This window comes from Sphingomonas sp. (genome assembly GCF_019746015.1).
In the GTDB taxonomy this organism is placed as follows: domain Bacteria; phylum Pseudomonadota; class Alphaproteobacteria; order Sphingomonadales; family Sphingomonadaceae; genus Sphingomonas.
The window spans coordinates 14,489-26,954 of sequence record NZ_JAIESM010000053.1 but is presented as its reverse complement, the minus strand read 5'-3'; the positions used below and the strand labels follow the sequence as shown (position 1 = coordinate 26,954).

The following is a 12,466-nucleotide window of genomic DNA, read 5'->3' as shown; positions in this document are numbered from 1 at the left end:
TCGAGCGGCACCGGCCGCCCGACATGCTTTCACCGGAACAGCATGGGTCACCCCAGCGACGCCGAGCCGCCTCACAGCGCGGCGTCGGCGTCCTCATCCTCGGCATCGGGGCCGACCATCATTTCCTCGGCGACCCGGTCCATGCTCGCGCGGATCGCCTTTTCGAGCTTTGCCGCCAGCTCGGGATTTTCGAGCAGATAGGTTTTCGCATTCTCGCGGCCCTGGCCGATGCGAATGCTGTCATAGGAGAACCACGCGCCGGATTTCTCGACCAGCCCGGCCTTCACGCCCAGATCGAGAATCTCGCCGATCTTGGAAATGCCCTGGCCATACATGATGTCGAACTCGACCTGCTTGAACGGCGGCGACACCTTGTTCTTCACCACTTTCACGCGGGTGGTGTTGCCGATAATGTCGTCGCGGTCCTTGATCTGGCCGGTGCGCCGGATGTCGAGGCGGACGCTGGCATAGAATTTCAGCGCATTGCCGCCCGTCGTGGTTTCCGGGTTGCCATACATCACGCCGATCTTCTGGCGCAGCTGGTTGATGAAGATCACCATGCAGCGCGAGCGGCTGATCGACCCGGTCAGCTTGCGCAGGGATTGCGACATCAGCCGGGCCTGAAGGCCGACATGGCTGTCGCCCATTTCGCCCTCGATTTCCGCGCGCGGTACCAGCGCGGCGACCGAGTCGACCACCAGCACGTCGATCGCGTTTGAGCGCACCAGCGTGTCGGTGATTTCGAGCGCCTGCTCGCCGGTGTCGGGCTGCGACACGATCAGCTGGTCGATATCGACCCCGAGCTTCTTGGCATAAACCGGGTCGAGCGCATGTTCGGCATCGACAAAGGCCGCCGTGCCGCCGCTGCGCTGGGCTTCGGCGATCACATGCAGCGCGAGCGTGGTCTTGCCCGAGCTTTCGGGGCCGTAAATCTCGATCACGCGGCCGCGCGGCAGGCCGCCCACGCCCAGCGCGATGTCGAGGCCGAGCGAGCCGGTCGAGATCGTCTCGACCTGCATCGTCGCCTTGTCGCCCAGCCGCATCGCGGAGCCCTTACCGAACGCGCGATCGATCTGCGCGAGTGCTGCCTCCAGCGCTTTCTGCCGGTCGCCGGCCATCTTGTCGGTCGTTGCCATCTCGTTCTCGATCACCTTCAGCTTTGCCGTCATGGCCGTCTCCCTCGATCGCTATACCGAAGCTTGCCGCACTTCAACGACTCGCTTCGTATCGCATTTGTTCCGTGAGAACAAGATGGGAACTTGAGTTTGCTCAGACGAGTGCGTCGAGCGCCTCGGCAACCGCGTCGATGGTGAAGGGTTTGCCCAGCATCGGGTATTCGGCATAGTCGGGCGCGACATTTTCGATGCCGCCGCCACTGGCGAAGACGAAGGGGATGCCCGCCTCCTCCAGCGCCTGCGCTACGGCAATGCTCGTTTCGCCGCCGCGCAGCCGCAGGTCGAGGATCGCCGCATCAATGCCGCCCGCCGCGACCAGCGCCAGCCCCTCGGCCACGCTGTCGGCCGGGCCGACCATGGTCTTGCCGATGCTGTCGAGCACGTCGCCCAGCAGCAGCACGATCAGCGGCTCATCCTCCACCACCAGAATGCGGCGCGGCCCGGTCATTTCGTCGTCACTTGTGCCGCGAGCGCGGCCTGCGCCGCCTCGGTCAATTGCTGCACCGAAAAGGGTTTGGGAAGGAAGGACACATTGTCCAGATCGATCGACTTGCGCAATTGTTCCTCAGCATAGCCCGACATGAACAAAATCGGCAGGTCGGGATAACGGTTGCGCACCTGCCGCACCATGGTGGGCCCGTCCATGGTCGGCATCACCACATCGGTAATCAACAGGTCCGGCCGCTCCATCTGCGCCAGCAGTTCGAGCGCCGCCTCACCATGTTCGGCGGTGCGCACGCCATAGCCCTGGCGCGACAGCGCACGCTCGGCAACGGCGCGGACCATGTCCTCATCCTCCACCAGCAAGATGGTGCCGCTGCCCCAGCTGGGTGCGGGCTCGGCGCGTTTCGGCTTAGGCGCCGCGCGGCCCGGCGCGCCGGCGCGGTGGACGGGCAGATAGATGGTGAACTCTGCCCCCTGCCCCGGCTTTGAATCGGCAAAGATATAGCCGCCCGACTGTTTGACGATGCCATAGACGGTGGAGAGCCCCAGCCCCGTTCCCTTGCCCACTTCCTTGGTGGTGAAGAACGGCTCGAAAATCTTGGGCAGTATATCGGGCGGAATGCCGGTGCCGGTGTCGCTGACGCGCAGCGCCGTATAATCGGCAACCGGCAGGATTTCGGACTCCATCCGCCGCACATCGGCGGCAGTTACCGACAGCGTCTGGATGGTCAGTGTGCCGCCGCCGCGCGGGCTCTTCGCCACCATCGCGTCGCGCGCGTTGACGGCCAGGTTCATCACCACCTGCTCCAGCTGCCCCGGATCGGCGCGCACCGGGCCCAGATTGCGGCCGTGCTTCACCTCCAGCATCACCGTCTCGCCCAGCAGGCGCTTGAGCAGGTTGGACACTTCGGAAATCACGTCGGGCAGCTGCAGCACCTGCGGGCGCAGCGTCTGCTGGCGGGAGAAAGCGAGCAGCTGGCGGGTCAGGCTGGCGGCGCGGTTCGAATTGGCGCGGATCTGCTGGATATCGTCATAATCACTGTCACCGGGCGCGTGGCGCATCAGCATCAGGTCGCAATGGCCCAGAATGGCGGTCAGGATGTTGTTGAAATCATGCGCCACGCCCCCGGCGAGCTGGCCCACCGCCTGCATCTTGGTGGCCTGCGCTACCTCGCGCTTCAGCCGGCTTTCCTCGCCGCTGTCCTTCACCGCGATCAGCACCGCCGCCTCGCCCAGCCCGCGCGCGCCGGTGATGCTGAGCGCGACCGGCTCGTCGGGGCGGGCGGAGAGGCGCACGGCAATCTCGGCCGCCTGCGCCGCACCGCCCGTGAAGCGGCGCACCGCGTCGGCAATCGCGGTCTTGTCCTCGCGCACCACCAGATCGCCGGGGTAAAGCGGGGGCGCGGCCGGATCGGCACCGGCAACGCGGCCGAACGCCTCGTTGAAGTGCAGCAGCCGCCCTTCGCGGTCGATCAGCGCAACGCCGAACGGCATCAGCGCGACCAGCGCGCGCGCAGCCTCTGCCCCGCCGGGGTTGAGCGCCGGCGCGGGTGCCGCCTCGTCGAGCAGCGCGACCAGCAGCGGCGCGCCGTCACCCTCCAGATGCGGCACCGGCACCAGCCGCAGCGGCGTGCCGCCCACGCCTTCGCGCGCGAAGCGGAGTGCACCGTCCGCGCCGGTATGGAACAGTGCGGCAAAGTCGCGGCCGGCAAGCACCGCTTCCTCATGCCCGCCGGCGCGCAACCGCAAGCCGCGATTGGCGCTCAGCACCCGGCCATCGGGCGCCACGATCGCCGCCATGATGCCGGCCGTGGTCAGCCGGTTGCCGAGCGTATCGGCCAGCGCCGCCTCCAGCGGCTGGCCGGCACCCAGCGCCCCCGGCCTCCCGAATCGCCAGATCAGCAGATTCTGCGCTGCGCCCGCGCGGGTAACGGTTACGTCCACGCTGCCTTCGGCCAGCGACAGCGCCGGCACCTGCGCCGCACCATCGCGCCACGCCGCGCGGCCGGCGGCGGCCAGCGCCTCCACACCGCCCACCGCGCAGGGCAGGTTGGGCGGGGTCGGCAGCCCGGCAAACGCCTCCTCATAGGCGCGGTTGGCGCAGACCAGCTTGCCGCCATGGTCGGTGATTGCCACCGCTTCCACCGCCGCATCAGCCAGCGCCCGGGCGATCGACCAGTCTACATCCGCCTCGGGCGCGCTGGCGGCAGGCGCCATCCGGCGCACCAGCATCACCGCGGCCACCGCCAGCACGCCCGCCGCCAGAAAGCCCGCCGCCAGCCGCAGATCGGCGACCGCCCACAGCACCAGCCCCCCCGCCACCGCGCAGGCGACAAGCGCGATGAACGCCGCACCGCTGCGGTCGGCAGCGGCGATGGGGGGTGAGCGACTGGCCATAAAGCTAGTCATGGCGCGGCGGCGCGGCGCGTCAAGCCGGCAACGGGCGGTTCAGCTTACCAGATGCGCACCCGGTCCTGCGGCGCCAGATACAGCGTCTCGCCGGGCTTTGCGCCGAATGCCGCATACCAGGCGTCGATGTTGCGCAGCGTCCAGATGCGCTGTTCGGCCGGCGCGTGCGGATCGGTGAGCAGCCGGTTGCGCAGATCGCCCTCGCGGTGCCGCCGCCGCCATACCTGCGCAAAGGCCAGATAGAAGCGCTGGTCGCCGGTAAAGCCGTCGATCACCGGCGCCGGCCGCCCTTTGAGCGACAGGTGATAGGCGTCATAGGCGGCCGCCAGCCCGGCCAGATCGGCGGTGTTCTCGCCCAGCGTCAGCGCGCCCTTCACATGAAAGCCGGGCAGCGGCTCGTAGGCATCATATTGCGCGACCAGCCTGGCGGTGCGCGCCTTGAAGGCGGCCACGTCCTGCGGCGTCCACCAGGTCGCCAGCCGCCCCTGCGCGTCGAACTTCGATCCCTGATCGTCGAAATGGTGGCTGATCTCGTGGCCGATCACCGCGCCGATCGCGCCGTAATTCACGGCCGGATCGGCCTTGGGGTCGAAAAAGGGCGGCTGCAGGATGGCGGCCGGGAAGGTGATGGCAACGAGGGTCGGGTTGGCCTGTGCATTCACCGTCATCGGGGCCAGCCCCCATTCCCAGCGATAAACGGGCTTGCCGAGCTTGGCGATGTTATACTCATGCGCCCATTGGTTGGCGCGCAGCGCATTGCCGAACGCGTCGCCCGGCTTGATGACCAGCGCCGAATAATCGCGCCACTTGCTGGGATAGCCGATGCGCGGGGTGAAGGCGGCAAGCTTGGCGTGCGTCTTCGCCTTGGTTTCGGGCGTCATCCAGTCGAGCCGGTCGATGCGCCGGTCCATCGCCGCCAGAATATTCTTCACCAGCTGGTCGACCGCTGCCTTGGTCGCCGGCGGGAAATAGCGCGCGACATAGATTTTGGAGACTTCGTCGGTAATCGCGCCCGAGGTCCAGTTGACCGCGCGCTTCCAGCGTTCGGCCTGTTGCGGCGTGCCGCGCAGCGCGGTACCGAAAAAGGCGAAATTCTCCTGATCGAACGCGCTCGGCAGGACGGCGGCGAACTCGTCGAGCGAGCGGATCAGCAGCTGGTCCTTGAGCACCTCCAGTGGCGCCGCGTCGATCAGCCTGGCGATGCCCGCCACCGCGCTTGGCTGGCCCACCACCAGATTCTGCGGATTGAGGCCGACCCCGTTCAGATAGGCGGCAAAGTCAAAACCCGGCGCCATCGCCTGCAATTCAGCGACAGTCATCTTGTTATAGGTCTTGTCGGCGTCGCGGCTCTGCACATTGTCCCAGTGCGCCTGCGCGATCTGGGTTTCGAAGGCGACCACGGCCTTGGCGCGGGCGGCGGCATTGTCCTCGCCCGCCAGCGTGAACATGCGCGCGATATGCGCCTCATACGCGCCGCGCAGCGCGGTGAGCTTGGTGTCGTTGCTCAAATAATAATCGCGGTTGGGCATGCCGAGCCCGGCCTGCCGCATTGCCACGACATAGTTGTTCGGGTCCTTCGCGTCGGTGGAGACACCCACCGCAAAGGGCACGCCCACGCCGTTGCGATCGGCCGCCGCCGCCAGCGCGACATAATCGGCCTTGGCGGTCAGCCCCTTGATCTTGGCCAGCCACGGCTGAATGGGGGCAAGCCCGGCGGCATTGATGCGCGCGACATCGAGATAGGCGGCATAGGCCGCGCCGATCTTCGACCCCGGCTGTTTGGCGGCCGCCTCCAGCAGGCCGCGCGTGCGCTTCTGCGACAGGTCCTGCAGCGTGTCGAACGCGCCGAAGCTGGGCTTGTCGGCGGGGATTTCGGTGCGCTTGGTCCAGCCGCCATTGGCGAAATCGCCAAAATTGTCGCCGGGCTTCGCGGCGCGGTCCATGCCGCTTTCGTCAAAGCCGAAGCGGCCGATGCTCGCCTTTGCCGCCGGGCCGGCGCGCTTGGCCGGCGCCGCCAGCGCGATGCTCCCGGCAATTCCCGCAAGCGCCACGCCGGCGGCCAGCAAAGTCTTCACATCACGCATCGAAATCCCCCCATATCATTTTGTTTTTGGATTTATTTTCGGCGGCGCAGTTACCAGATGCGCACCCGGTCCCCATCGGCCAGATACAGCTTCTGCCCCGGCTGCGCGCCGAACGCACCGTACCATGCGTCCAGATTGCGGACGACGGCGGTGCGCTGCTCGCCAGGCGAATGCGGGTCGGTCAGCAGCTGCTGGCGCAGTGCCGCTTCGCGATATTTGCTGCGCCACACCTGCGCCCAGCCCAGGTAGAAGCGCTGGTCGCCAGTATAGCCGCCGATCACCGGCGCCGGCTTGCCACCCAGCGAGCGGTGATAGGCATCCAGCGCCACCGAAAGCCCGGCAAGGTCGGCAATATTCTCGCCCAGCGTCAGCGCGCCCTGCACATGCTGGCCGGGCAGCGGCTCATAAGCATCATATTGCTTCACCAATTGCCCGGTCAGCTTGTCGAACGCGGCGACGTCCGCTGCGGTCCACCAGTCGGTCAGCTTGCCGGTCTGGTCATATTTGCGGCCCTGGTCGTCGAAATGGTGGCTGATCTCGTGCCCGATCACCGCACCGATGCCGCCATAATTCACGGCCGGGTCCGCCTTGGCATCAAAGAAGGGCGGCTGCAGGATCGCGGCGGGGAAGACGATCTCGTTCAGCACCGGATTGGCATAGGCGTTGATCGTCATCGGCGTCATGAACCATTCGCCGCGGTCGATCGGCTTGCCCAGCTTGGCGAGGCCCCGGTCATATTCGAACGCATTGGCCCTGGCGACATTGCCGACCAGATCGCCGCGCACGATGCTGAGCGTCGAATAATCGCGCCACTGGCTGGGATAGCCGATCTTGGGCGTGAACGACGCGAGCTTGGCCAGCGCCTTCTGCTTGGTCTCGGGCGTCATCCAGCTCAGGTTGCGGATGCGTTCGCCCATCGCGGCGATGACATTCTGCACCAGCGCATCGGCCGCCTTCTTCGTGGCCGGCGGGAAATAGCGCGCGACATAAACCTTGCCGATTTCCTCGCCCATTGCCGCGGAAACCACGTTCACCGCGCGCTTCCAGCGGTCGCGCTGCTGCGGCTGGCCGGTCAGCACCTTGCCGTAAAAGTCGAAATTCGCGTCATCGATCGGCTTGGCGAGATAGGCGGCAAAGCTGCGCACCGACCGCAGCATGGCATAGTCGCGCAGCACCTCGACCGGGGTTTCGCTGAACACCTTGGCTTCACCGGTAATCGCGCTGGGCTGGGCAACGATGAATTCCTGCTCGCCGGCCACGCCCAGCGCCGCGCGCAGCTTTTCCCACGGCATGCCGGGCGCCTTGGCGGCGAAGTCGGCAGCGGTCCATTTGTTATAGGTCTTGTCCGAATCGCGCGATTCGATCCGTGTCCAGTGGACGGCGGCCAGCTTCTTCTCGAACTCGAACACCGCCTGCACCCGCGCCTGGGCATTGGCGCCCTCGCCGATCAGGTTGAGCATCTGCGCCGAATTGGCGAGATAGGCCTCGCGCACCTTGGCGAGCTTGGCATCGTCCTTCAGATAATAATCGCGGTCGGGCAGGCCCAGGCCGCTCTGGGTGATGTTGGTGATGTAGCGGTCGGGCTGCTTGTCATCCTGGCCGACATAGACGCCGATCAGGCCGTTCACGCCCTGGCGCTGCAACCCGGCCAGCACGACGGCCAGCGCGTCGCGGTCGCCCGCGCCCTTGATCTGCGCAAACCACGGGGCAAGCGGCGTCGCGCCCTTGGCATCGATCGCGGCCTGGTCGAGATAGCTGGCATAGAAATCGCCGATCTTGCTGCCGCGCTGCTTGGTCGCTTCGTCAAGGATGGTGCGAGTCTGCGCCAGCGAACGCTCCTGCAGCACATGGAACATGCCGAAGCTCGACCGGTCGAGCGGGATTTCGGTGGTCTTCGCCCAGGTGCCGCCGGCGAACTGCGCGAAATTGTCGCCGGCGGCGACGGTGCGGTCCATGCCGGCCTCGTCAAAGCCGAAGCTGCCGATCTCCGGCTTGCCGGCAGCGGGGGCGGCGGGACGGGCAGCGTCCTTGGCGATGGCCACCCCGGCCAGCGCGGCGCCGGCCAGCAATGCGGAAACAAAAATCGAGTTGCGCATGGAACATCCTTAAAGGCTGACGGAGTGAGCGTGTTCTATCCAAACGACACGCGCCGTCAAACCCGGATTGCGCGTCAGCCTCGCTCGCGCAGGATGCGGGCGGCGTCACGCTTCCACTCGCGCTCCTTGATATGCTCGCGCTTGTCGTGCGCCTTGCGCCCCTTGGCGAGCGCCAGCTCCACCTTGGCCCGCCCGCGCCCGTTGAAATAAATGGCAAGCGGCACCAGCGTCATCCCCTCGCGCGCGACGGCACCGTGCAGCTTGTTGATCTCGCGCTCGTGCAGCAGCAGCTTGCGCGCGCGCTTGGGCTCGTGGTTGAAGCGGTTGCCATGGCTGAATTCGGGGATGTTCGAATTGACCAGCCACACCTGCCCGTCGCTGACCTCGGCATAGCTTTCGCTGATCGAGCCTTCACCGAAGCGCAGCGACTTCACCTCGGTGCCGGTCAGCGCGATGCCCGCCTCATACACCGTCTCGATCGCATAATCGAAGCGCGCGCGCCGGTTCTCGGCGACGATCTTCTTCTTGTCGAAGGTGGCAGGCTTGGGGCGCGACATAAGGGTGCGGCATGTAGGCGCTGGGCGCCACAAAGAAAAGCGTCAGCCAGCGCCCGCCAGCGCCACCGCCAGTGCCGCATCCACCGCCGCCTGGCTCGCCGCACCTGGCCAGGTCATCGGCAGGCGCAGGCCGGTGGGGAAATCAGGGCGAACCTTGCTCAGCGCATATTTCACCGGGCCGGGAGACGCATCGGTGAACATCGCCAGATGCAGCGGGAACAGCCGGTCGTGCAGCGCGCGCGCGCCCACATAATCGCCCGCCGCGCACGCCGCCTGAAAATCGGCGCACAGCCGCGGCGCGACATTGGCGCTGACCGAGATGCACCCCACCCCGCCCGTCGCATTGAAGGCGAGCGCGGTTTCGTCATTGCCGGACAGCTGGATGAAACCCGCGCCACAGGCCAGCCGCTGCTGCGTCACCCGCTGCAGCGCGCCGGTTGCATCCTTCAGCGCGACGAAGCTCTGCGGGTAGGCCGCCACGAGCCGCGCCATCGTCTCCACCGCGATATCGGTCACCGTGCGGCCGGGCACGTTATAGAGCATCACCGGCAGGTCACAGCTTTCGGCAACGGCGCGGAAATGCTGGAAAATGCCTTCCTGCGACGGGCGGTTATAATAAGGCGGCACCATCAGCGCGGCGTCCGCGCCAGCCGCCTTTGCCGCCTGAATATTGGTGATCGCCACCCGGGTGTCGTTCGATCCCGCCCCCGCGATCACCGGCACGCGGCCCGCCGCCTGCTCCACGCACACGCGCACGATGGCGAAATGCTCATCTGCGGCCAGTGTCGCTGCCTCGCCGGTCGTGCCGCAGGGCACCAGCGCCGACGATCCCTCCGCGATCTGCCACTCGATCAGATCACGATAGGCGGCCTCCACGAAGCGGCCATCGGCGTCGAACGGCGTCACCAGGGCGGGGATCGATCCGGAAAACATGCTGGCTTCCCTCATGGAGACAGAAATTTGCGCCAGATGGTGGCGACAGAGTGATAATGCAGCGCGACAGATAGAGCGGAATCGCTTATCCTGTCCACATGATCGCCAGTTTGTACAAAGCGGTTCTGTTGATTACCGGCGCGCTGGGCGCGGTGCTGACGACCGGCGCCGCGCAGGACCAGCTGGGCGATGTCCGCCAGCAGATGAAGGCGATGCCGGCCGATCCCGCGAAGATCAACGCGATGTCGGCCGCGATCGCCGAATGGAAACAGCTGCAACAGTCGGACAGCTATTCTTTCGATACCTATGCCCGCTTCCTGCTCGCGCACCCCGGCTGGCCGGGCGAGGCCGGGCGGCGCCGCGCCGCCGAACGCGCGCTCGACACCAGCAGCTGGTCACCGGGCGCGGCCGTCTCTTTCTTCCGCCGCTTTCCGCCGCTGACCGGCACCGGCCAGCTGCGTTATGCGCAGGCGCTGCTGGCCACCGGCGTGACTGGCGACGCGAACGCCGCCGCGCGCGCCGCCTGGCGCCAGGGTACCCTGCCCCCCAGCGACGAAGCAGCGTTGCTCGCAAGCTTTGCCGGCGCGCTCTCCCCGGCTGACCATGACGCCCGGATGGAGGCGCTGCTGTGGGCGGGCGCGACCAGCTCGGCCCAGCGCCAGTTGCCGCTGGTCTCGGCCGAGCGGCGCGAGGGGTTCGAGATCCGTCTGGCGCTACGCACCAATGCCCCCGGCGCGGGCGATCTGGCGACGGCCGCGGCGGCGCGCTTTGCCGGCGATCCCGGCTTTCTCGCCGATCGCGCCGCCTGGCTGAAGAACAACACCCGCTGGGTGGAGGCGCGCAGCCTGCTGGCCCAGTCGCACGCCTTCACCACCCGCCCGGCCGACGCCGAAAGCTGGTTTGAACTGCTCTATGCCAATGCCCGGGCAGCGGCGGCCGATGCGCAATATCAGACGGCGTTCGACATCGCGCGGCAGGTCGATGATGCCTATGCGCCCGGCACCGACGTGTCACAGCGCCCCTATGGCGAGCGCGACGAATACACCAATCTCGTCTGGCTGGCCGGCCGCACCGCGCTGCAGACGCTGGGCCGCCCGGGCGACGCGATGGGCCTGTTCGAGCGTTATGCGCGCGCAACCGTCTCTCCGCAGAGCCGCGCCAAGGGCCTCTACTGGGCGGGCCGCGCCGCGCTGGCCGCCGGGCGCGCCGACCAGGCCGGCAGCTATTTCGACCAGGCCGCGCGCTTTGGCGGGCAATTCTATGGCCAGTTGGCGACCGAAAAGCTGGGCCGCGCCATGGCACCCCCGCCGGATGCTGCGGCGCGCCCGGTCGATCCGGCCACGCGCGACGCCTTCTACGCCCGCGAAACAGTGGCGGTGGCGCGTTATCTCGGCACAGTCGGCGCGTATCAGGACCAGACCGCCTTTGTCCGCCAGATCGCGCTCGACGCGAAGAGCGATGCCGATCATGTGCTGGCGACCGAATTGTCGCGCACGCTCAGCCGGCCCGATCTGGGCGTGATGGTGGGGCGCAGCGCGCTGCAGAACGGCCTGGCTGACTATGCCGCAACCGGCTATCCCAGCGTGCGCGTGCCGGAGGGGCAGGCCGACCGGTGGACGATGATCCACGCCATTGCCCGGCAGGAAAGCCAGTTTGACCGTGCCGCCGTCAGCCGCGCCGGTGCGCGCGGGCTGATGCAGCTGATGCCCGCCACCGCGCGCCAGATTTCCGGCAGACTGGGGCTGGCCTATAGCGGCGACGCGCTGACCACCGATACCGACTATAACATCCAGCTCGGCTCGGCCTATTTCGACCTGCTGTTCAACCAATATGGCAGCTATCCGCTCGCCGTCGCCGCCTATAATGCCGGCGGCGGCAATGTGAACAAATGGCTCGCCGCCAATGGCGACCCCCGCACCGGCCAGATCGACATGATCGACTGGATCGAGGCGATCCCGTTTTCCGAAACGCGCAACTATGTGCAGCGCGTGCTGGAAAATGCCGTGGTCTATGACCTGATCAATCCGCAGCGCGCCCGCTCGCAGGGCAAGGCGCGGCTGAGCTGGTATCTGGGCCGTCGGCCGGACTGACTTTTTTCCGCGCGCCGCGCTATCACCGCGCGATGGATCGGCCCAACTACATCACGCCCGAAGGCTTTGCCGCGCTGCGCCGCGAATATGACCAGCTGCTGGGGGAGGAGCGGCCCCGGCTGGTCGATGTCATCGCCTGGGCCGCCGGCAATGGCGACCGGTCCGAAAATGGCGACTATATCTATGGCCGCAAACGCCTGCGCGAGATTGACCGGCGGCTGGGCTGGCTCGCCCGGCGGATGAAGGCGGCGAAGGTAGTGGACCCGGCCCAGGCGCCCGACAAGGCGCGCATCTGGTTTGGCGCCAGCGTCACCATCGTCGATGAGGACGACAATGAGCGCACGCTGACGCTGGTGGGCGATGACGAGACCGACGCGGCAAAGGGCCGGATCGGCTGGAGCGCGCCCATTGCCCGCGCCCTGCGCGGCGCGGGCGTGGGCGATGTCCGCCGGGTCACGCTGCCCGCCGGCGAGCGCGACTATGAAGTGCTGTCGATCCGCTACCCCGACTAGAGTTTGTACAATTCAACCTCAATCCGTTCGTCCCGAGCGCAGTCGAGGGACGTAATGGCGGGCGTAGCGCCAGACCATGTGTCTCGACTTCGGCCCATCAGGCCGAAGCCTGTCCTGAGCGGCTGGCTTGCCAGCCAGCCTAAGGGCTCGACACGAACGGGGGTTC

General features: G+C 67.1%; 9 protein-coding genes. 2 read left to right on the top strand and 7 right to left on the bottom strand.

The window, feature by feature from the left end; genetic code table 11:
- Positions 1-71 precede the first annotated feature (71 nt).
- The 7 genes from recA to dapA all read right to left on the bottom strand — a co-directional run bounded on the left by recA (position 72) and on the right by dapA (position 9,698).
- Positions 72-1,169: a recombinase RecA gene (recA, locus tag K2Y03_RS08065; RefSeq protein WP_294089823.1), complete on the bottom strand. Its 1,098-nt coding sequence runs from the start codon at positions 1,167-1,169 to the stop codon at positions 72-74.
- 100 nt (positions 1,170-1,269) lie between these two features.
- Positions 1,270-1,623 carry a response regulator gene (locus tag K2Y03_RS08060; RefSeq protein WP_294089822.1) on the bottom strand — a complete coding sequence of 118 codons (354 nt, stop codon included), beginning with the start codon at positions 1,621-1,623 and terminating at the stop codon, positions 1,270-1,272.
- Entirely contained in the window at positions 1,620-4,016 is a 2,397-nt protein-coding gene (locus K2Y03_RS08055; protein WP_294089821.1) for a PAS domain-containing sensor histidine kinase, read from the bottom strand. Before K2Y03_RS08055 ends, K2Y03_RS08060 begins: the two co-directional genes overlap by 4 nt.
- A gap of 56 nt (positions 4,017-4,072) precedes the next feature.
- The gene (locus K2Y03_RS08050; RefSeq protein WP_294089820.1) at positions 4,073-6,112 is read right to left on the bottom strand and encodes a M13 family metallopeptidase; all 2,040 of its coding nucleotides are present in this window, start codon (positions 6,110-6,112) and stop codon (positions 4,073-4,075) included.
- 50 nt (positions 6,113-6,162) lie between these two features.
- On the bottom strand, positions 6,163-8,208 hold the full coding sequence (locus tag K2Y03_RS08045) for a M13 family metallopeptidase (RefSeq protein ID WP_294089819.1): 2,046 nt from the start codon (positions 8,206-8,208) through the stop codon (positions 6,163-6,165).
- 74 nt (positions 8,209-8,282) lie between these two features.
- Complete coding sequence (gene smpB, locus K2Y03_RS08040) at positions 8,283-8,765, bottom strand: SsrA-binding protein SmpB (protein WP_294089818.1); 483 nt, start codon at positions 8,763-8,765, stop codon at positions 8,283-8,285.
- A 42-nt stretch (positions 8,766-8,807) separates the two neighbouring features.
- A complete protein-coding gene (gene dapA, locus K2Y03_RS08035) occupies positions 8,808-9,698 on the bottom strand; it encodes a 4-hydroxy-tetrahydrodipicolinate synthase (RefSeq protein ID WP_294089924.1) in 891 nt (296 codons plus the stop codon).
- A 98-nt stretch (positions 9,699-9,796) separates the two neighbouring features.
- On the opposite strand from dapA, the gene K2Y03_RS08030 reads away from it, so the two are divergent.
- Positions 9,797-11,788, top strand: a complete 1,992-nt coding sequence (locus tag K2Y03_RS08030; RefSeq protein ID WP_294089817.1) for a lytic transglycosylase domain-containing protein — start codon at positions 9,797-9,799, stop codon at positions 11,786-11,788.
- 32 nt (positions 11,789-11,820) lie between these two features.
- Positions 11,821-12,300 (top strand): transcription elongation factor GreB, encoded by a 480-nt coding sequence (gene greB, locus K2Y03_RS08025; RefSeq protein WP_294089816.1) that lies wholly within the window; start codon positions 11,821-11,823, stop codon positions 12,298-12,300.
- Positions 12,301-12,466: the final 166 nt, after the last annotated feature.